Source organism: Variovorax sp. LjRoot175, from assembly GCF_964253805.1.
GTDB lineage: Bacteria > Pseudomonadota > Gammaproteobacteria > Burkholderiales > Burkholderiaceae_C > Variovorax.
In genome coordinates this window covers 4,485,835-4,505,376 of sequence record NZ_CAXURY020000001.1, presented here as the reverse complement: position 1 = coordinate 4,505,376, position 19,542 = coordinate 4,485,835, and the positions used below count along the sequence as shown (strand labels likewise).

Annotated in this window: 22 protein-coding genes; 8 read left to right on the top strand and 14 right to left on the bottom strand. The window is 68.6% G+C overall.

Annotation, left to right across the window (positions count from 1 at the left end):
* Positions 1-5 precede the first annotated feature (5 nt).
* Positions 6-884: a carboxylating nicotinate-nucleotide diphosphorylase gene (gene nadC / locus ACSQ89_RS22415; RefSeq protein WP_436293361.1), complete on the top strand. Its 879-nt coding sequence runs from the start codon at positions 6-8 to the stop codon at positions 882-884.
* A gap of 3 nt (positions 885-887) precedes the next feature.
* Positions 888-2,003, top strand: a complete 1,116-nt coding sequence (gene nadA / locus ACSQ89_RS22410; protein WP_436296431.1) for a quinolinate synthase NadA — start codon at positions 888-890, stop codon at positions 2,001-2,003.
* Positions 2,004-2,018: 15 nt separating this feature from the next.
* Here nadA and ACSQ89_RS22405 read toward each other — a convergent pair whose 3' ends face one another.
* The 7 genes from ACSQ89_RS22405 to ACSQ89_RS22375 form a co-directional block, all read right to left on the bottom strand.
* Positions 2,019-2,393: a 6-carboxytetrahydropterin synthase gene (locus ACSQ89_RS22405; RefSeq protein WP_436293362.1), complete on the bottom strand. Its 375-nt coding sequence runs from the start codon at positions 2,391-2,393 to the stop codon at positions 2,019-2,021.
* 113 nt (positions 2,394-2,506) lie between these two features.
* Positions 2,507-3,145, bottom strand: coding sequence for a 7-carboxy-7-deazaguanine synthase (gene queE / locus ACSQ89_RS22400; protein WP_436296430.1), 639 nt, complete (start codon positions 3,143-3,145; stop codon positions 2,507-2,509).
* Positions 3,146-3,151: 6 nt separating this feature from the next.
* Positions 3,152-3,982 carry a pantoate--beta-alanine ligase gene (gene panC / locus ACSQ89_RS22395; protein WP_436296429.1) on the bottom strand — a complete coding sequence of 277 codons (831 nt, stop codon included), beginning with the start codon at positions 3,980-3,982 and terminating at the stop codon, positions 3,152-3,154.
* Between the two features lie 10 nt (positions 3,983-3,992).
* Entirely contained in the window at positions 3,993-4,871 is an 879-nt protein-coding gene (gene panB / locus ACSQ89_RS22390) for a 3-methyl-2-oxobutanoate hydroxymethyltransferase (RefSeq protein ID WP_436296428.1), read from the bottom strand.
* Between the two features lie 55 nt (positions 4,872-4,926).
* A complete protein-coding gene (gene nadB, locus ACSQ89_RS22385) occupies positions 4,927-6,498 on the bottom strand; it encodes an L-aspartate oxidase (RefSeq protein WP_436293366.1) in 1,572 nt (523 codons plus the stop codon).
* Between the two features lie 180 nt (positions 6,499-6,678).
* Positions 6,679-7,476, bottom strand: a complete 798-nt coding sequence (locus ACSQ89_RS22380; RefSeq protein WP_093106164.1) for a segregation and condensation protein A — start codon at positions 7,474-7,476, stop codon at positions 6,679-6,681.
* 111 nt (positions 7,477-7,587) lie between these two features.
* Positions 7,588-7,794 carry a DUF3460 family protein gene (locus ACSQ89_RS22375; RefSeq protein ID WP_093105897.1) on the bottom strand — a complete coding sequence of 69 codons (207 nt, stop codon included), beginning with the start codon at positions 7,792-7,794 and terminating at the stop codon, positions 7,588-7,590.
* A gap of 132 nt (positions 7,795-7,926) precedes the next feature.
* On the opposite strand from ACSQ89_RS22375, the gene ACSQ89_RS22370 reads away from it, so the two are divergent.
* A complete protein-coding gene (locus ACSQ89_RS22370) occupies positions 7,927-8,592 on the top strand; it encodes a hypothetical protein (protein WP_436296427.1) in 666 nt (221 codons plus the stop codon).
* The gene (locus ACSQ89_RS22365) at positions 8,593-9,093 is read left to right on the top strand and encodes an outer membrane protein assembly factor BamE (RefSeq protein WP_436293368.1); all 501 of its coding nucleotides are present in this window, start codon (positions 8,593-8,595) and stop codon (positions 9,091-9,093) included.
* On the opposite strand, the gene ACSQ89_RS22360 is transcribed toward ACSQ89_RS22365, so the two are convergent.
* The 3 genes from ACSQ89_RS22360 to metG are packed head-to-tail and all read right to left on the bottom strand — an operon-like array spanning position 9,090 to position 13,094.
* Complete coding sequence (locus ACSQ89_RS22360) at positions 9,090-10,766, bottom strand: SulP family inorganic anion transporter (protein WP_436293369.1); 1,677 nt, start codon at positions 10,764-10,766, stop codon at positions 9,090-9,092. The two genes, ACSQ89_RS22365 and ACSQ89_RS22360, sit on opposite strands and share 4 nt — an antisense overlap.
* Positions 10,767-10,794: 28 nt before the next feature.
* The gene (locus ACSQ89_RS22355; protein ID WP_436293370.1) at positions 10,795-11,007 is read right to left on the bottom strand and encodes a hypothetical protein; all 213 of its coding nucleotides are present in this window, start codon (positions 11,005-11,007) and stop codon (positions 10,795-10,797) included.
* An 8-nt stretch (positions 11,008-11,015) separates the two neighbouring features.
* Entirely contained in the window at positions 11,016-13,094 is a 2,079-nt protein-coding gene (metG, locus tag ACSQ89_RS22350) for a methionine--tRNA ligase (RefSeq protein WP_436296426.1), read from the bottom strand.
* 85 nt (positions 13,095-13,179) lie between these two features.
* Between metG and ACSQ89_RS22345 the strand changes: the two genes are divergently transcribed.
* The 4 genes from ACSQ89_RS22345 to ACSQ89_RS22330 all read left to right on the top strand — a co-directional run bounded on the left by ACSQ89_RS22345 (position 13,180) and on the right by ACSQ89_RS22330 (position 15,076).
* The gene (locus ACSQ89_RS22345) at positions 13,180-13,719 is read left to right on the top strand and encodes a DUF1697 domain-containing protein (protein WP_436293371.1); all 540 of its coding nucleotides are present in this window, start codon (positions 13,180-13,182) and stop codon (positions 13,717-13,719) included.
* 68 nt (positions 13,720-13,787) lie between these two features.
* Positions 13,788-14,081: a hypothetical protein gene (locus tag ACSQ89_RS22340; protein ID WP_436293372.1), complete on the top strand. Its 294-nt coding sequence runs from the start codon at positions 13,788-13,790 to the stop codon at positions 14,079-14,081.
* On the top strand, positions 14,068-14,397 hold the full coding sequence (locus ACSQ89_RS22335; protein WP_093105917.1) for a hypothetical protein: 330 nt from the start codon (positions 14,068-14,070) through the stop codon (positions 14,395-14,397). Before ACSQ89_RS22340 ends, ACSQ89_RS22335 begins: the two co-directional genes overlap by 14 nt.
* Positions 14,398-14,404: 7 nt before the next feature.
* Positions 14,405-15,076 carry a YceH family protein gene (locus ACSQ89_RS22330; protein ID WP_436296425.1) on the top strand — a complete coding sequence of 224 codons (672 nt, stop codon included), beginning with the start codon at positions 14,405-14,407 and terminating at the stop codon, positions 15,074-15,076.
* On the opposite strand, the gene ACSQ89_RS22325 is transcribed toward ACSQ89_RS22330, so the two are convergent.
* The 4 genes from ACSQ89_RS22325 to ACSQ89_RS22310 all read right to left on the bottom strand — a co-directional run bounded on the left by ACSQ89_RS22325 (position 15,077) and on the right by ACSQ89_RS22310 (position 19,536).
* Positions 15,077-16,291, bottom strand: a complete 1,215-nt coding sequence (locus ACSQ89_RS22325) for a patatin-like phospholipase family protein (RefSeq protein WP_436296424.1) — start codon at positions 16,289-16,291, stop codon at positions 15,077-15,079.
* A 45-nt stretch (positions 16,292-16,336) separates the two neighbouring features.
* Complete coding sequence (locus ACSQ89_RS22320) at positions 16,337-17,278, bottom strand: CysB family HTH-type transcriptional regulator (RefSeq protein WP_436296423.1); 942 nt, start codon at positions 17,276-17,278, stop codon at positions 16,337-16,339.
* Positions 17,279-17,384: 106 nt separating this feature from the next.
* Positions 17,385-18,341: an ABC transporter substrate-binding protein gene (locus ACSQ89_RS22315; protein WP_436293376.1), complete on the bottom strand. Its 957-nt coding sequence runs from the start codon at positions 18,339-18,341 to the stop codon at positions 17,385-17,387.
* 37 nt (positions 18,342-18,378) lie between these two features.
* Positions 18,379-19,536, bottom strand: a complete 1,158-nt coding sequence (locus ACSQ89_RS22310; RefSeq protein WP_436296422.1) for a c-type cytochrome — start codon at positions 19,534-19,536, stop codon at positions 18,379-18,381.
* Positions 19,537-19,542 lie beyond the last annotated feature (6 nt).

The window sequence follows — 19,542 nt, the reverse complement described above, 5'->3', positions numbered from 1 at the left end:
GAACAATGGACGACAACTTTTTCGATTTTTCCCCGGCCCGCGTGGCCGAGCTCGCGCAGACCGATGCCGCGCGGGCGTTGCGCGAGGACGCCGGCGACGGCGACCTCACGGCCGGCCTGGTGCCCGCCGGCGGGCGCGCCACGGCGCGAGTGCTGCTGCGCGAGCCCGCCGTGCTGTGCGGCGCACCGTGGGTGGAGGCGGTCGTGCGGCAGCTCGATCCGCAGGCCCGCATCGTGTGGCATGGTGCAGAAGGCACGCAGTGCGCGGCCGAGCAGACCGTGCTCGAAATTTCGGGCGATGCGCGGGCCCTGCTCACTGCCGAACGCACCGCGCTTAACTTCCTGCAGCTGCTGAGCGCCGTCGCGACGCGCACCGCCACCTACGTCGAAGCGGTCCGCGGCACGCGCGCCGCCATCGTCGACACCCGCAAGACCCTGCCGGGCCTGCGTCTGGCGCAGAAGTACGCGGTGCGCGTCGGCGGCGGCACCAACCACCGAATCGGCTTGTACGACGCCATCCTGATCAAGGAAAACCACATCGCCGCCGCGGGTGGCGTCAGCGCCGCGCTGCAAGCCGCCGCGCGCGTGGCCGGCCAGGCAAAGTTCGTCGAAATCGAAGTCGAGACGCTGGACCAGCTCGACGAGGCGCTGGCCCAGGGCGCGCGGATGGTGCTGCTGGACAACATGGACCTGCCGACCCTGCGCGAAGCCGTGCGCCGCAACGAGGCGGCCGGAAAGACCCGCGCGGTGTTGGAGATCTCCGGCGGCGTCACACTCGAAAGCGTGCGTGCCCTGGCCGAGACCGGCGTCGATCGCATCTCGGTGGGCGCGCTGACCAAGGACATCAAGGCCATCGATTTTTCGATGCGCTTCCAGGAGGGCTGAGCCGTGGCGACTTCCGTCATCAGCGTCGACTACGAGCAGCCGGCCCAAGCCGGTGCCGCCTGCGACACGCGCCATGCCTGGGCGCGCGTCCCGCCCGAGCCGTCGCCAACCGAACGCGCAGCGCTGAAGCAGCGTATCCGCCGCCTGCTGCGCGAGCGCGATGCGGTGATGGTGTCGCACTACTACGTGCATCCCGACCTGCAGGACCTGGCCGAGGAAACCGGCGGCGTGGTGAGCGATTCGCTCGAGATGGCACGCTTCGGCCGCGACCATGCGGCAAGGACGCTGGTGGTTTCGGGCGTGCGCTTCATGGGCGAGACCGCCAAGATTCTGTCGCCCGAAAAGCGTGTGCTGATGCCCGATCTCGACGCCACCTGTTCGCTCGATCTCGGCTGCCCGGCCGATGCTTTCAGCGCCTTCTGCGACCGGCATCCGGACCACACGGTGGTCGTCTACGCCAACACCAGCGCGGCCGTGAAGGCGCGCGCCGACTGGCTGGTGACTTCAAGCTGCGCGCTCGACGTGGTGCGTGCGCTGGCGGCGCAGGGCCGCAAGATCCTCTGGGCGCCCGACCGGCACCTGGGCGACTACATCCGGCGCGAAACCGGCGCCGACATGGTGAGCTGGGAAGGCGCCTGCATCGTGCACGACGAATTCAAGGCGCTCGAGCTGGAACTGCTGAAAGAGGCCCATCCGCGGGCCAAGGTGCTGGTGCATCCAGAAGCGCCGGCCGACGTGATCGCGCTGGCCGATGCGGTGGGCTCGACCTCCGGCATCCTGAATGCGGCGCAGCGCATGGATGCAGCCGAGTTCATCGTCGCCACCGACAGCGGCATGCTGCACAAGCTGCGCACGCTCAATCCCGGCAAGATCTTCATCGAGGCGCCCACGGCCGGCAACGGCGCCACCTGCAAGAGCTGCGCGCACTGCCCCTGGATGGCCATGAACGGCCTGGCCGACCTGGCGCGCGTGCTCGAAACGGGCGCCGGCGAGATCCATGTCGACCCGGCGCTGGGCCTTCGCGCACGCGTGCCGATCGATCGCATGCTGGCTTTCACGGCGGGGCTGAAAAACGGCCAGCCGGCCGGCAGCTTGGTCGCCGGCATCGGCGCGGCCTGAGCCGAGCCTCCGGCGTCAGGCGCCGAGCTCCAGCACGCACTCGTCGCCCAGCGCATCGCGCCAGACGCGCACCCGCGAGGGCGGCGGCCGCATGCCGGCCAGGGCCTTGGCGATGAACAGGCAAAGATTTTCCAACGTGGGGATGCCCAGGCCCGGCACATCGTCGAGCAGGTGATGGTCGAGTTGCTCGCGTACGGCATTCAGATGTCCGCGCAACACGCCGAGGTCGATGACCATGCCGGTTTCGACATTGAGCGGGCCGCGTACGGCGACCTCCGCGTGGTAAGTGTGGCCGTGGATGCGGCGGCTGCCTTCGGCGTCGATCTCGCGCCTGAGGGTGTGGGCAGCGTCGAAAAAGAAGCGCTGGCTGATGGTGAGTTGGGTGGACATTGGCGTCAGTCGGGGAACACCGCGGAACCGGCTTTGCCGGGCCGCTGGTGTTGCCCCCGGAGAGGGGGTTGGCGGACCACACGAAGTGGGGGAGCCTGGGGGAGAGCTAAATTTCAGCGGATCCCGGTCAGTTTGTGGGTCTGCAGGCTGAGCCGCCAGCCGGGGCGGTGCATGCAGGTGTCGATGCACAGGGCCGTGTTCTCGGCCTGTGCCGGACCGTCCATCGGCTGCAGGAAGCGGTGCGCGAAGTGGCTGTCGGCCTGCAACGCGTCCAGGTCGAGGCCGGGCTGCGGCCACACCACCTTGAGCTCCTGCCCCGTGCGCTGGACCCAGGGCGCGCCGGCCTTCGGGCTGATGCAAAGCCAGTCGATGCCTTCGGGCGCAAGGACAGTGCCGTTGCTTTCCACCGCGATCCGGAAGCGGCGCGCATGCAGCGCGGCGATGAGCGCCGCGTCCACTTGCAGCAGCGGTTCGCCGCCGGTGAGCACGACCATCCGGTGCTCGGCGTCGCCGGCCGGCCATTGCGCGGCGATGGTGTCGGCAAGCAGTTCGGCGTTGGCGAACTTGCCGCCCAGCGTGCCGTCGGTGCCGACGAAATCGGTGTCGCAGAAGCGGCAGATGGCGCTCTCGCGGTCGCTCTCGCGGCCGCTCCACAGGTTGCAGCCGGCAAAGCGGCAGAACACGGCCGGCATGCCGGACTGGGCGCCTTCGCCTTGCAGGGTGTAGAAGATTTCCTTGACGCTGTAACTCATGAAGACTCAGAGGTCGATTTCCAGGTTGTCGATCAGCCGCGTGGCACCCAGGCGCGCCGCGGCCAGCGCAACCAGCGGCTCGCCGGGCGCCGGCGCCTGCAGGTCGGCGCGGCGGCGCAGTACCAGGTAGTCGGGCTGCCAGCCGCGCTCTTTCAATGACTGCATCGCGCGCGCTTCGATCGCAGCCAAGTCGCGCTCGCCCGAACGCAGCGCGCTGTCCATGGCTTGCAGCGCCTTCGACAACTGCACCGCCTCCGCGCGCTCGGCCTCGCTCAGGTAGCCGTTGCGCGAGGACAGCGCGAGGCCGTCTTCGGCGCGCCGGGTCTCGCTGCCCACGATCTCGATCGGCAGCGCGAACTGCCGCACCATGTGGCGGATGACCATCAGCTGCTGGTAGTCCTTCTTGCCGAACACCGCGACGCGCGGCTGCACGCAGCTGAAGAGCTTCATCACCACGGTGCAGACGCCGACGAAGAAGCCGGGCCGGAAATGGCCTTCGAGGATGTCGGCCAGCGCCGGGTCCGGATGCACCTTGCAGGTCTGCGGCTCGGGGTAGAGCGCCTTTTCGTCGGGCGCGAACAGCACATCGCAGCCGGCCGAGCGCAGCTTCTCGCAATCGCTGTCCCAGGTGCGCGGATAGGTGTCGAAGTCCTCGTGCGGCAGGAACTGCAGCCGGTTGACGAAGATGCTGGCCACCGTGACGTCGCCCAGCGGCTTGGCCTGGCGCACCAGGGCCAGGTGGCCCTCGTGCAGGTTGCCCATGGTGGGAACGAAGGCCGGGCGCCGGAAGCGGCCCAGGTGCTCGCGCAGTTCGGGGAGGGTACGGGCGATGTGCATGGTCTGATGCCTACCAGGCGTGGAGTTGGTCGTCGGGGAAGCTGCCGTCCTTCACGGCGCGCACATAGGCCGCCAGCGCCTGCGCGATGCCGGGCGCATCGGCCATGAAGTTGCGCACGAACTTCGGCATCTTGCCGAGGTTGATGCCCAGCATGTCGTGCAGCACCAGCACCTGGCCGGCGGTGCCGCGGCCGGCGCCGATGCCGATGGTGGCGCAGTGCTTCAGCTCGGCCGTGAGCTCGGCGGCCAGGGCGGCCGGCACCATCTCCAGCACCAGCATCGCGGCGCCCGCGTCCTGCAGCGCATGGGCCTCGCGCTTGAGCAGGGCGGCGGCCTCGCTGCCCTTGCCCTGCACGCGGTAGCCGCCCAGCGCGTGCACCGTCTGCGGCGTCAGGCCGAGGTGAGCGCACACCGGGATGCCGCGCTCGACCAGGAAGCGCACGGTCTCGGTGGTCCAGCCGCCGCCTTCGAGCTTGACCATGTGGGCGCCGGCCTGCATCAGCACCGTGGCGCTGGCCAGGGCCTGCTCGCGCGATTCCTGGTAGCTGCCGAAGGGCAGGTCGGCGATCAGCCAGGCCGTGCCCTGCACCCGGTGCAGCCCGCGAAAGACGCTCTCGGTGTGGTAGCGCATGGTGTCCAACGTCACGCCCGCGGTGCTGTGCAGGCCCTGGCAGACCATGCCCACGGAGTCGCCGACCAAGAGGCATTCGACGCCCGCCGCATCGGCCATGGCGGCGAAGGTGGCGTCGTAGGCGGTCAGCATGGTGATCTTCTCGCCGCGCGCATGCAGGTCCGCCAGGCGCGGCAGGCTCAGCGGCTTGCGCAGCGAGGGCGGGGAGGCGGGCGGCAGGGTGCCGTAGGGGGTGGCGGAGCCGGCGGCGTTCGACATGGTGGGCTTCTTCAACAGTGGCGCAGCGCGCCGTAGGTTCGAACCGGGCGGCGCCTCAGGCGGCCGGCGGTACCAGGATGGTCGGTGCCGCGGGCGCGGCGAGCGATGGATAGTCGCGGCTGAAATGCAGGCCGCGGCTCTCGCGCCGCGCCTGCGCCGAGCGCACGATGAGCTCGGCCACCTGCACCAGGTTGCGCAGCTCCAGCAGGTCGCGCGTGACGTGGAAGTGGGCGTAGAACTCCTGGATCTCGCTGTTCAGCAGCGCGATGCGATGGGCGGCGCGCTCCAGCCGCTTGTTGGTGCGCACGATGCCCACGTAGTCCCACATGAAGCGGCGCAGCTCGTCCCAGTTGTGCGAGATGACCACGGTCTCGTCGGCATCGGTGACGCGGCTGTCGTCCCAGGGCGGCAGCTCGGCGCCGGCGTGCGCCGGCGCCTCCGCGATGGCCTGTGCGGCCGCGCGTGCGAACACCATGCATTCGACCAATGAGTTGCTGGCCAGCCGGTTGGCACCGTGCAGGCCGGTGCAGGCGGTCTCGCCGATGGCGTAGAGGCCCGGCACGTCGGTGCGGCCGGCGAGGTCGCTCAGCACGCCGCCGCAGGTGTAGTGCGCGGCCGGCACCACGGGAATGGGCTCGCGCGTGATGTCGATGCCCAGTTCGGCGCAGCGCGCGAGGATGTTGGGGAAGTGTTCCTGCAGGAAGGCCGGGCTCTGGTGCGAGATGTCCAGGTGCACGCAGTCCAGCCCGTGCTTCTTCATCTCGAAGTCGATGGCGCGCGCCACCACGTCGCGCGGCGCCAGCTCGGCGCGCGCATCGTGCGCGGGCATGAAGCGGGTCCCGTCGGGCAGCTTGAGCAGTCCGCCCTCGCCGCGCACCGCCTCGCTGATGAGGAAGGACTTGGCATGCGGGTGGTACAGGCAGGTTGGGTGGAACTGGATGAACTCCATGTTCGCCACCTGGCAGCCCGCGCGCCAGGCCGCGGCGATGCCGTCGCCGGTGGCCGTGTCGGGGTTGGTGGTGTAGAGATAGACCTTGCCGGCGCCGCCGGTGGCCAGGATGGTGTGGGGTGCGCGGAAGGTGACCACCTCGTCGGTCGCCGCGTCCAGCGCATAGAGGCCCAGGCAGGCCGGGTCGGCCAGTCCGAGCTTGCGGCCCGTGATGACGTCGACCAGCGTGTGTTCTTCGAACAGAGTGATGCCGGGCGTGCGGCGCACGACCTCGATCAGCGTGCGCTGCACCGCGGCGCCGGTGGCGTCGGTCACGTGCACGATGCGGCGCTGGCTGTGGCCGCCTTCGCGCGTCAGGTGCAGTTCGCCGTTCTCGAGCGAGAAGGGCACGCCGAGTTCGCGCAGCCATGCGATGGCCTCGGGCGCGTGCTCGACCACGAAGCGGGTGGCGGCCAGGTCGCAGAGCCCGGCGCCGGCGACCAGCGTGTCGTCCACGTGGGACTGAAGGCTGTCGTCTTCGCCCAGCACCGCCGCGATCCCGCCCTGCGCCCACTGGCTGGAACCGTCGTTCAGCGCGCGCTTGGTGAGCACGGCCACGCGGTGCGTGGGCGCCAGGTGCAGCGCAGCACTGAGGCCGGCCAGACCGCTGCCGACGATGAGGACGTCGAACTCATGCATATATCGCTCACCCCCAGGCTTGCCCACTTCGTGTGGCCGCCACCGCCCTCACCGGGGGCGCCACCAGCGGCCCGGCGAAGCCGGTTCCGCGGTGTCTCCCGAATGGGCCTGGCTTCGCCGGCCTCGAATTGATGACCACGCGTCGGGCAACGCCCGGCCGGCGCGCTGAATAGAGCAACATCATGCCGGGGCGTAGGCCAGCCGCACGTAGATCGGCGCGAAGGCCTCGGCCTGCGTGATGTCGATCAGCGTTTCCTTCGCGAGTTCGAGCATCGCGATGAAGGTGACGATCAGCACCGGCACGCCGCGCGTGACGTCGAACAGCTTCTCGAACTCGACGAACTGCCGCCCCTGCAGGTGGCGCAGCACGATGCTCATGTGCTCGCGCACGCTGAGCTCCTCGCGCGAGATCTTGTGGTGCTGCACGAGCTTGGCGCGCTTCAGGATGTCGGCCCAGGCCTCGCGCAGGTCGACCACGTTCACGTCGGGAAAGCGCGGCTTGAGCGACTGCTCGATGTAGACCTGCGCCTTCCAGAAATCGCGCCCGGCCTGCGGCATCGCGCTGATCGAAGCGGCCTGCAGCTTGGCCTGCTCGTACTCGAGCAGGCGGCGCACCAGTTCCGCGCGCGGGTCCTCGACCTCCTCGCCCTCGGCCGTCTTCTTGGGTGGCAGCAGCATGCGCGACTTGATCTCGATCAGCATCGCGGCCATCAGCAGGTACTCGGCCGCGAGCTCGAGGTTGGTCTGGCGCACCTGGTCCACATAGGTCAGGTACTGCCGCGTCAGTCCCGCCATCGGGATGTCGAGGATGTTGAAGTTCTGCTTGCGGATCAGGTAGAGCAGCAGGTCCAGCGGCCCTTCGAAGGCTTCGAGGAAGACCTGCAGCGCCTCGGGCGGGATGTAGAGGTCGTTGGGCAGCGCGAACAGCGGCTCGCCGTAGAGCCGCGCGAGCGCGACCTGGTCGATCACCTCGGGCATGGCCGCGATCGGCGGCGCGTCGTCGTCGACGACGTCCTCTGCCCCCACGGCACGGGCATCGTCGCCCGCCATGGTGGCCCGGGAGTGCGCTACAGGCCGGATGGGCACTTGTTACTTCACGCGCGTCTGGTAGACGTAGGGCTGCTGCGGCACATTGGCCTGGCCGTACTCCTCGAGCGCGTCGCGGTCGAGGTGCTTGTCCCACAGCAGCGCGCGGCCGGCGCGCTGTTCGGCTTCGAGGGTCGGCTTCTTTTCCTTCATCTCTTCGATGAAGTTCGTGATCTCGGAGGTGTAGTGGGGGCGGGCGAAGATGGACATGGGGGTTTGGACCTTTGCGGCGAATTTTACCGGGGCTCAATCCCGGCCATCCGGCACCGGTGGATTCCTCATTGTTGGAGGGGTCGCCATGCGCTAGCGTGGCGGCTCCCAAACACCACAAGGAGACTGCTCATGCGCCGACTTTCGCTGTACCTCGCTTCGACGGTCGCGGCGGCCATTGCACTGGCGGCCTGCAGCGGCATGACCGGTACGCCGCAAAGCAAGATGAGCTTCTTCCTGACCAGCACGAACCCCGGCAAGGGCGCCGACTTCGGCGGCCTCGCGGGCGCCGACCGCTACTGCCAGAGCCTGGCGGCGAGCGCGGGCGCCGGCAACCGGACCTGGCGCGCCTACCTGAGCAACAGCGCCTTGGCCGGCAGCCCGGCGGTGAATGCGCGCGACCGGATCGGCAGCGGCCCGTGGCTCAACGCCAAGGGCGAGTTGATCGCCAGCAATGTCGACGGGCTGCACGGTCCCGACAACAAGCTCAGCAAGCAGACGGCGCTGACCGAAAAGGGCCAGATCATCAGCGGAAGCGGCGACGCGGTCACCCTGCACGACATCCTGACCGGCTCCTCGCCCGACGGCCGTGCCGTGAGCGACGGCAAGGACAACACCTGCGGCAACTGGACCAAGAGTGGCGAAGGCTCGGCCATCGTGGGTCACCACGACCGCAGGGGGCTGGACGACAGTGCGCCTGCGAAGTCCTGGAACTCCTCGCACCCCACCAGCGGCTGCAGCCTGGACGCTCTCAAGTCAACCGGCGGCGGCGGCTTGATGTACTGCTTCGCACAATAAATGAGGCTCACCCCCAGGCTTGCCCACTTCGCCGCTTTGGCGGCGGTGCTGTGCCTGGGGGGCTGCGATCGACAGCGCATCAGCGAGCTGGAAGAAGGCGTCTCGACCGAGGCCGATGTGCGGACCCGCTTCGGCCAGCCGGAAAACATCTGGGATGTGCCCAACGGCCGTGTCTTCGAGTACAACCGCCAGCCCCAGGGCCAGAAGAACTACATGATCACCATCGGCGCCGACGGCAAGATGAGCGCGTTGCGCCAGGTGCTCACACCCGAGAACTTCGCCCGGGTGCAGCCCGGCATGGCGATGGAAGATCTGCGCCGGCTGCTGGGCAAGCCGGCCAGGCGCACGCCGTACCCGCTCAGGAACGAGACCGCCTGGGAATGGCGCTGGCTCCAGCCGCCGAATTCGCCGATGGTGTTCGTCGCCACGCTCAATGACGACCAGCGCGTGGTGCGCACCGGTTCTTCGCCCGACCGCAGCACCGAAGCCAATTCGAACTAGTGCGCGGCCTGGCCCGGCGCGCCCGAGGTGATCTCGTCCGCGAAGCCCGAGCGCACGATCACTTCGAGCGGTTGCGGCTGCAGCGACTCGATGCGCAGCACGCCGTCGCGCGCCAGCACCGCCTTGTGCAGCTGGCGCAGCGCGTCCAGGCCGGTGGCGTCGAGCGAAATCAGCTGCATCGCATCGAGCACCACCGTCATGCCGCGCGGGGCCCGCTCGACGGCCTGCACGGTCGGGTCCAGCTTGGCTGCGGCGCCGAAGAACAGCGCACCGTAGAGCCTGAAGGTCAGCACCGGCGGCTGCAGCGACACCATCTCGATGCTGAACAGCGTGCTCATGCGCCGGATGAACAAGGCGCAGGCCAGCACGATGCCCGCCTGCACCGCCACCGTGAGGTCGAACACCACGGTGAGGAAGAAGGTGCCGAGCATCAGGAGCCGGTAATGCTGGCTGAAGCGGCGCAGCATGTAGGGGGAGAACTCGTGCCATTCGCCCATGTTCCAGGCCACGAAGACCAAGATGCCGGCCAGCACCGCCAGCGGCACGTGCTGCGCGAGCGGCGCTGCCACCAGCACCACCACCAGCAGCGTGAGCGCGTGCACGATGCCGGCGATGGGCGAGCTGGCGCCGGCGCGCACGTTGGTCACGGTGCGCGCGATGGTGCCGGTGGCCGGCATGCCGCCGAAGAAAGGCGTGACCAGGTTGGCGATGCCCTGCGCCATCAGTTCCTGGTTGGGATCGTGGCGCGGCTGGCCGCTGGCCTGGTCGGCCACGCGCGCGCACAGCAGCGACTCGATCGCGCCGAGCAGCGCGATGGTGATCGTGGGCGTCACCAACTGCTTGACGGTTTCCCACGAGAAATCGGGCAGTGCGAAGCCCGGCACGCCCTCGGGAATGCCGCCGAAGCGCGTGCCGATGGTCTCCACCGGCAGGCTGAAGCCCCAGGACACCAGCGTCAGCGTGACCAGCGCGACGATCGGCCCCGGCATGCGCGAACCGGCGCGCACGGCGCGCAGCTCGGTCATGCGGCCCAGCACCAGGTGCACCGCGTAGCCGAAGCGCGTCTTGTCGTGCAGGAGCTTCGGCCAGGCGAACAGGCCGATGAGGCAGGCCAGGCCGAGCCCGAAGGCGTAGGGATTGAAGCTGCCGAGGTTCTTGGCCAGCGTGTGCAGCTGGGAGAACATGTCGGCCGGCATCTTGGCGATCGAGAGGCCGAGCCAGTCCTTGAGCTGCGAGATCAGGATCAGCGCCGCGATGCCGTTGGTGAAGCCGATCACGATCGACACCGGCACGTAGCGGATCAGGTTGCCGAGCCGGAACAGCCCCATCAGCAGCAGCAGCAGGCCCGCGCAAGCGGTGGCGATCAACAGGTTCGCCACGCCGTAGCGCTCGACGATGCCGTAGACGATCACGATGAAGGCGCCGGCCGGCCCGCCGATCTGCACCGCCGAGCCGCCCAGGGCCGAGATCAGGAAGCCGGCGATGATCGCGGTCCAGATGCCGGCCTCGGGCTTGAGCCCGGAGGCGATCGCGAAAGCCATTGCGAGCGGCAGCGCCACGATGCCCACCGTGGCGCCGGCGCCGAGGTCCTTGAAGAAGCGTTCCCTGTCGTAGCCGGCCAGCGTGTCGATCAGTCGGGGGCGGAAGGGCGCAAGCTTCAATGGCGAGGTCATGACGCTATTGTGGATGCGCCTTTTTCGCTCAACGGTCTTCGCTGTCGGGCAGCACGGCATCGGCCGCGGCGCCTACTGCCTTGCCCGTGATGCGGGCGGTGCCGATCGCCGCATCGGCCGCCAGGCCGGCCGCGCCGGCGCCCACGCTCACCACCGTGCTGGCGACGCTGACCACTGCGCAGCCGCCCAAGGGCAGGCAGAAAGCCAGGATCAGCGCGGCGATCGGGAAGAAGCGGTTCATGAGCGGCGCTAGCGTACCCGCATGCCGGGCGTTGCGCCACTCGTCGGCTCGAGCACGTAGATGCCGGGCTCTGCCTTCTCGTCGGCATGGCTGGCGGCCAGCACCATGCCTTCGGAGATGCCGAACTTCATCTTGCGCGGCGCCAGGTTGGCGACCAGCACCGTGAGCTTGCCGACCAGCTGCTCGGGCTCGTAGGCCGAGGCGATGCCGGAGAAGACGTTGCGGGTCTTGCCCTCGCCGGCATCGAGCGTCAGGTGCAGCAGCTTGGTCGAGCCTTCGACCTTCTGGCAGGCCACGATCTTCGCGATGCGCAGGTCGATCTTTGCGAAGTCGTCGATGGTGATGGTCGGGGCGATGCCTTCGCCGCCGGGGAGCGCGGTGGCGGGAGCGGCTTCCGGGGCCGGCTCGGGCGGCTCGAACAGCTGGTCGAGCTGCTTGGCGTCAACGCGCTGCATCAGGTGCTTGTATTCGCCGATCGGGTGACCCGTGCGCAATGGCGCATGGACGTCGCTCCACGCCAGTGGATCGATCTTCAGGAACTCCTCGACGTTCCTGGCGAGCGTCGGCAAGACGGGCTTGAGGTAGAGCGTCAGCAGGCGGAAGGCCTCGATGCAGGCCGAGCACACGTCGTGCAGCCGCGCCTCCTGGCCTGCCTGCTTCGCGAGCTCCCACGGCTTGTTGGCGTCGACGTACGCATTCACATGGTCGGCCAGCGCCATGATCTCGCGCAGCGCGCGCGCGAAGTCGCGGCTGTCGTAGAGGGTGCGGATGTTCTCCGCTTCGAGACGCAGCACCTCCAGCACATGCAGGCCGTCGCTGCTGACCTGCCCCAGATGGCCGCCGAAGCGCTTGGCGACGAAGCCGGCCGCACGGCTCGCGATGTTGATGTACTTGCCGATCAGGTCGGCGTTCACGCGCGCGATGAAGTCGTCGGGATTGAAGTCGACGTCTTCCACCTTGGCGTTGAGCTTGGCCGCGATGTAGTAGCGCAGCCATTCGGGGTTCATGCCGATCGAGAGGTACTTGAGCGGGTCGATGCCGGTGCCGCGGCTCTTGCTCATCTTCTCGCCCGAGACCGTGATGAAGCCGTGCACGTTGACCTGGCTCGGCGTCTTGCGGCCGCTGAACTGCAGCATCGCGGGCCAGAAGAGCGTGTGGAAGTAGACGATGTCCTTGCCGATGAAGTGCACCTGCTCCACCGCCGGATCGGCGACGAACTCGTCGAAGCTTTGCGATGTGCGCGAGGCCTCGTGCCAGTGGGCGGCGGCCTGGCCCTTGTCGAAGTGGTTCTTCAGGCTCGCGAGGTAGCCCACGGGCGCATCGAGCCAGACGTAGAAGTACTTGCCCGGCGCATCGGGAATCTCGATGCCGAAGTAGGGCGCCTCGCGCGAGATGTCCCAGTCGGCCATGCCGGCCTCGAACCACTCGCTGGCCTTCTTCGCCATCTCGGGCTGCAGCTTGCCGTCCTGCGTCCATTTCTTCAGGAAGTCGACCACCTTCGGGTCGGAGAGCTTGAAGAAGAAGTGCTCGGAGCTGCGCAGCTCGGGCGTTGCGCCGGTGAGCGTCGAATAGGGGTTGATCAGCTCGGTCGGTGCATAGACGCTGCTGCAGACTTCGCAGGCGTCGCCGTACTGGTCCTTGGCGTGGCACACCGGGCATTCGCCCTTGATGTAGCGATCGGGCAGGAACATGCCCTTCACCGGGTCGTAGAACTGCTCGATGGTGCGCGTGGCGATCATGCCGCGCGCCTTGAGCTTCCTGTAGATACCCTGCGCCAGCTCGGTGTTCTCGGCGCTGTCGGTCGAGTGCCAGTTGTCGAAGCGGATGTGGAAGCCGTCGAGGTATTCCTTGCGGCCCGCGGCGATCTCGCCGACGAATTCCTGCGGTGTCTTGCCGGCCTTTTCGGCCGCGATCATGATCGGCGCGCCATGCGCGTCGTCGGCGCCCACGAAGTGCACCATGTGGCCCTGCATGCGTTGGAACCGCACCCAGATGTCGGCCTGGATGTATTCCATGATGTGGCCGACGTGGAACTTGCCGTTGGCATACGGCAGGGCGGTGGTGACGAAAAGCTTGCGCTGGGACATCGGGGAGGCGCTTTCTGGGGGAACGGAGGAGCCGGCGGGAGGGGCATTTTAGGCGGCCGGGCGCTGCTGATAGATTGGCCGGGATATGAAGCACGCCGTCTTCTTCCGCAATCTCAACCTGGGACGGCCGAACTGCCCGACCCGGGCGCAGTTCGAGGCCGCCTTCCTGGCGGCCGGTGCCGGGTCGGCTTCCTCCTTCCTCACCAACGGCACGCTGGTCTTCGAAGCGCGAAACAAGACCGAGGCGCGCAAGGTGCTGGCGCAGGCCTGCGAGGCGCTTGCGGCCGAGTGCGGATTGCGCGAGCCGGCCTTCCTGCGCAGCGTGGACCGCCTGGCCGAGCTCGTGGCTCTCGATCCCTTCGCAGCCGTCGATCGCGGCAGCGTCTACGAAGTCTGCGTGTCCTTCCTCGGCGCCGGGCGCGGGGCGCTGCCCGCGCTGCCGCTGGTCTCGAAGCGCCAGGACGTCGAAGTCCTTCACGCCACCGAGGGCGAGGCCTTCAGCATCAGCCGCGTCGTCGGCAACACGCCGGGCAGCCCGAACGCCTTCCTCGAAAAGCTGCTGGGCGCACCGGCGAGCACGCGGGCCTGGAACACGGTCGTGCGGCTGGTCGAGAAGCATTGCTGAGCCGCCTAGCAAACCAACCGTGGGTGCGGTGTGGTGACAAAAGGCACACAGCAGGCTAGGATGCCGGCATGAAGTCTTTTCGGTGGAGCCCGGAGAAAAACGACATGCTCAGGGCAGATCGAGGAGTCTCTTTCGAGAGCATTGTTGTCGCTATCGAATCGGGCGGCTTGCTGGATATCCTGGCCCACCCCAATCAGGTGAAATATCCGAGGCAGCGAGTACTCGTCGTGGCTTATGACGGCTATGGGTATTTGGTGCCGTTTGTCGAAGAGGAAGACTATTTCTTCTTGAAGAACGTCATCCCGAGCCGCAAAGCGACACGCGACTACTTGAATACGGGTGAATCAGATGCAGAACATTGACGACAACGAAAGCGAAATTTCCAGCGCCTACGACAAGGGAAAACTCAAGTCGGTCGCCACCAAGAGCGAGCTTGCCAAGTTCAAGGCGGTGGCGCGGGCCACCGCCATCAAGGATCGGCGCGTCAATATCCGCCTTTCCTCCGGCGACTTGAACGACATCCAGGTCAAGGCCCTCGAAGAAGGCATGCCCTATCAAACCTTGATTGCCAGCGTGCTTCACAAGTACGTCACGGGCCGCCTGGCAGAGCAGCCCGAACGCACCACTCCCTCGCCGCGCGCCGCCGCGCGCAAGCGGCGTCCCAGCTCCGCGAGTTGACTCGGTCATGACTCCGACCCTCCCCACCCTCTCCCTGATCGAAACCCGCGTGCTCGGCGTGCTGGCCGAGAAGCAGCGCACCGTGCCCGACAGCTATCCGCTGACCTTGAATGCGCTGGTGGCCGGCTGCAACCAGAAGACCAGCCGCAATCCGCTGATGGAGGCCTCGGACACCGACGTGCAGGCCGCGCTCGACAGCCTCAAGGGCTACAGCCTGGTCATGGAATCAAGCGGCGGGCGCGTTTCGCGCTACGAGCACAACATCGAGCGGGTGCTGCGCGTGCCCTCGCAGTCGGCCATCCTGCTGACGGTGCTGATGCTGCGCGGCCCGCAGACCGCCGGCGAACTGCGCATCGCCTGCGAGCGCATGCACAACTTCGCCGACATCTCCTCGGTCGAGGCTTTTCTCGACGAGCTCGCGGCCCGGCCGGCCGGCGCGCTGGTGCTGAAGATGTCGCGCCTGCCCGGAGCACGCGAGAGCCGCTGGGCCCATCTGCTCGCCGGCGAGCCGCCCGAGAGCACGCCGGAGACCCGCACCGCGAGCGGTCCGCAAGACGCTTCGCTCGGCGAAGTGGCGGCGCTGAAGCTCAACGTGGCGCGGCTCGAGGCGGAGGTCGCCGCGCTCAAGACCCTGACGACGCGGATCTGCTCCGAGCTCGGCATCGCCAACGACGGCTGATCAGGCCGGCGCCCAGCCGAAGAAGCGACGCACTTCGTCGCGCTGCTTCAGCGTATCGGCCCGCCCGAGCGCCATCAGCTCGCGCGTGAAGCCCTGATCGAAGAGCAGGTAGCTCGCGAGCGCCGCACCCTTGACCTCGTTGTGGCCCGAGAGCGCGTCGCGGCCGCCGAACAGGCGGCGCACCGCGCCGGGCAAGGCGCCCACATGGCGCGCGGCGATTGCGTCGATGCGCTCCGAGGGCGAGATCAGCAGCAGCTCGACCAGCCGCAGGCTCGTGTTCTGCCGCGCAACGGGCGGGATCAGCGCCAGCGTCTGGTTGATGCGCCGCAGGCGCTCGACGTCGACCGCCAGCGCATCAAGGAAGATGCTCGACAGTGCATGGCCCGCGATCTGCGCCATGGTCGGATAGCCGGTGAAGGTGTTGGGTGCGGGCGCTTCGCGCGGCTCGCTCATGCGGCCGGCGCCCACGGCGAGGATGCGCTGCGCGCCCAGGTGGATGGCGGCCGCGATCGGCGCCGACTGGCGCATCGAGCCGTCGCCGAAGTACTCGGTATGGCCGCCCAGGTCCAGGCCGGTGGACGGGAATACGAAGGGAATGGCCGAGGAGGCCAGCAGATGCGCGTGCGTGATGTGCCCCGGCACCGCGATGCGCTGCGAGCGCACCCAGGGTTCCATCGGTGCGGCCGCGTCGAAGAAGGTGACGTGCTCGCCCGAGCTGTAGCTCGACGCGGTCACGGCCAGTGCCTGCAGGTGGCCGTCGCGCATCAGTTGCGGAAGGCGGTCCAGCGGCACCATGCGCTCGAGCAGCTCGGCCAGCGGCGCGTTGTCCAGCAGCGAGCGCGGCGCGAGGCGCAGCCACTTGCGCAGCAACTGGCCCACGCCCAGCAGCAGGCGCCAGCGCGCGCCGGCATCGAGCATGGCCAGCGAATCGGCGCGGTACACCTGCTCGGTGCGAAAGCCCTGCCACACGTCGGCGATGCGCCGCACGGTGGCATCGAAGTCGTCGCTGCCGCAGGCCAGCGCCGCGGCGTTGATGGCACCGGCCGAGGTGCCGGTGATCACGGCGAAGGGATTGCCCTGCGTCCCCGCACCCGCAGCGAGCCGCAGGTCGGCAATGGCTTCGAGCACGCCGACCTGGTAGGCGGCGCGGGCGCCGCCGCCGGTTAGCAGCAGGCCGGTGGCGGGCAGGGGGGCGAATTCGGGCGGTGGTGGCATGAAGGGCGCCCAAGCGTACCCGCCCTTCGGCCCTTTCGCACGGTCCTAGGCTTCGTCGTGCACCGGCGAATCCGCAGCCAGCGCCTGCTCCACCACCTCGCGCGTCAGCGTCGGCGCAAAGGATTCGATGAAGGCATGCACATAGCCGCGCAGGTAGCTGCCGCGCCGCACCGCGAGCTTGGTGAGGTTGATGCCGAACAGCGGGCCGGCATCCAGCGCGCGCAGCTGCGTGTCGCGCTCGGCCTCGTAGGCGACGCCGGCGACGATGCCCACGCCCATGCCGAGCTGCACATAGGTCTTGATCACGTCGGCGTCCATCGCGGTCAGCACGATGCCGGGCGCGAGGCCTTCATCCTCGAAGGCGCGGTCGATCTTCGTGCGGCCGGTGAAGCCGGTGTCGTAGGTGATCAGCGGATAACGGGCCAGCGCCTCCAGCGTGAGCGCTGCATCGAGCAGCGCATGCCCCGGCGGCACGATCACCGAATGCGTCCAGCGGTAGCAGGGCAGCGCGACCAGCTGTGGATAGTCGCCCAGCGCCTCGGTCGCGATGCCGACGTCCGCCTCGCCGTCGATCAGCATTTGCGCGATCTGCTTGGGCGAGCCCTGGTGCAGATGGAGCTTGACGTCGGGGAAGTGGCTGCGGAACTCCTGCACCGCCACCGGCAGCGCATAGCGCGCCTGCGAATGCGTGGCAGCGATGGAGAGCAGGCCGCTTTGCCGCGCGACGAATTCCTGCCCCGCATGCCGCAGGTTGCTGCTCTCCATCAGCATGCGCTCGATGATCGGCAGCACATGGCCGCCGGGTTCGGTCAGGCCGGTCAGGCGCTTGCCGGCGCGCACGAAGAGCTCGATGCCGAGCTCTTCCTCGAGTTCGCGGATCTGCCGGCTCACGCCGGGCTGGGAAGTGTGGAGCGTGTGGGCGACTTCGGTGAGGTTGAAGCCGCAGCGCACGGCTTCGCGCACCGAGCGCAGTTGTTGGAAATTCATAAGGCTCGAACGGAGAACGGCGCCGCAAGGGGCGTGGCGCGCCATTGTCCGCAGGGGCCTCGGATCTGGGAACGACCGATTCGTTGATTCCAAATAATCAACTCATCTAACCGTTCGCAGAGAAGGACAGGTCGAAGGTGGAACGTACATCCAGCGGCTGCTTGATGAGCCCGACCTGGTGATAGAAGTCGGCGGTGCCCTGTTGGTCGGCAATCACCCGCGCATCGATGGGCACCCACTTCTGCTGGCGACGCTCGAACTGCAGCTTCGCGGCGTCGGCCGGGATGCCGATGATGCGTGCCAGCGTGGCCGAGAAGGCATCGACATTGCGGTACGACCAGCGCTGCGCGCGCACCACGCGCTGCAGGAAGTCCTGCAGCACCGGCCGCTTGGCGGCGATCGCTGCATCGGTGGCGGCCAGGTAGCTCAGGCCCGGCAGCAGGCCGCGGCCGATCGCCAGCACCCGCGCATGCCCGCTGGTTTCGGCCAGCGCGGTGTAGGGCTCCCAGGTGGCCCAGGCATCGACCGAGCCTTGCGTCAGCGCGAGCTTGGCATCGGCCGGGGCGAGGAAGCGCAGGTTCACGTCCTCCGGCTTGAGGCCGGCCGTTGTGATGGCCTTCAGCGTGATGTAGTGGCCGATCGAGCCGCGGTTGGTCGCGATGCTCTTGCCCTTGAGGTCGGCCGCGCTCTTGAGCGGCGAGTCGGGCCGCACCAGCACGGCCGTGCCGTAGGCATCGGAACGGTTGGCGCCGATCGCCTTGACGCGCGTGCCGGCCGCGAGCGCGAAGATCAGCGGCGCATCGCCGATCGGCCCCGAGTCCACGGCTTCTGCATTGAGCGCTTCGGCCAGCGGCGCGGCGGCCGGGAACTCGGACCACTGGATGTCGTAGCTCAGGCCTTCGAGGCTGCCGGCCGCTTCGAGCAGCGCGCGCAGGCCGCCTTTCTGGTCGCCGGCCTTGAGCACGGGGCGCGATTGCGCATGCAGCGCGGGGGCCGGCAGCGCGAGGCTGGTGGCGCCGGCGAGCGTGTGGGTGATGAAGCGACGGCGGGATGCTTGGGTCATGAAGAAGACTCCTTGAATGTGATGAAAGAGGGCGGGCTCAGTGCACGAAGCCGCCCTTGACGAAGCGCACCGGCTCGGCGTCCATGCGCGCGATCAGGGCGCCGAGGCCGTCGGTGAGCGAAGCGTCTTGCGCGTCACGCGGCACCGCCTCGGTGCGGCACAGCAGGTCGTCCTCCGACCAGCCGGCCTGGCCCGGCGCGCTGCGGGCGCGCAGCCAGCCGCCGCGGTCCGCCAGCAGTTGCGTGCCGGCCAGTTGTTCCGTGCCTGCGACCAGTGCAAAGGCGTCCCAGGCATTTGGGTCGGCGATGCAGTCGATGCCGGACTGCGAGGAGGTGTCGCCCGGAGGTCGCAACAGCACGGTCACCAACCGCGGGTCTTCGAGCAAAGGCGCCGCCGCGGCCGAAGCCACGATGCGCAGGCGCTGGCCGCGCCAGCTCGCGAGCGTGCGCGGTGTGCGGCCTTCGCAGCGCACCGCGACATCGGGCAGGCCGATGGGCTGGGCCCAGAGGCCGGTCGCGCGCAGGCTCTGTCCCGCGCCCTGGGCCTTCATGAAATCGATCAGCGCCCAGGCCTCGCGCGCACCGAACAGCCCGTCGAAGGCCGGCATGGTGGGCGCGCCGTGCCTGTCCTGCATGCCGTGGAGCACGCGCCACAGCAGGTCGCCATCGGCGCGCCGCCACAGGAGCGGGCCGCTGAGGTTCGGCGGCCACACGGGCTGTGCGGCTGCCAGCGGACCCTGGCCGCGCCCGTCCGCGCCGTGGCAGCCGATGCAGTGCTGCGCATAGAGCACGCGTCCCTGCGCGATGGAGGCCGCGCTGAAGCCGGTGGGCGAGCGATGGAAGCTCGCGGGATAGGCCGGCACCAGCACCACATGGGGCTCGGGCCAGGGTGCGACGGCCAGCAGCAGCGGAACCATCGCGACGAGCACGATCCGCCGCCGGCGCCAGACCAGCGCGAGCAACAAGGCAAGCAGCGCAGCCGCGAGCACCAGCAGCGTGAGCGCGAGCCGCCGTGCCTGGCCGAGATCGATCAACAGGTTCTCGCCCGACAGGCGCAACGCCCATGGCCAAGCCGGCTGGCCATGGCTGGTGCCCGCGAGTCCGAGCCACGCGAGAAGCCGCAGCAGGCCGAGTTGCGCAGCCTGCAGAAAACCGATCAGCGCGTTGAGCCCATCGGCCTCGGCCAGCGGTGTCATCGGGAT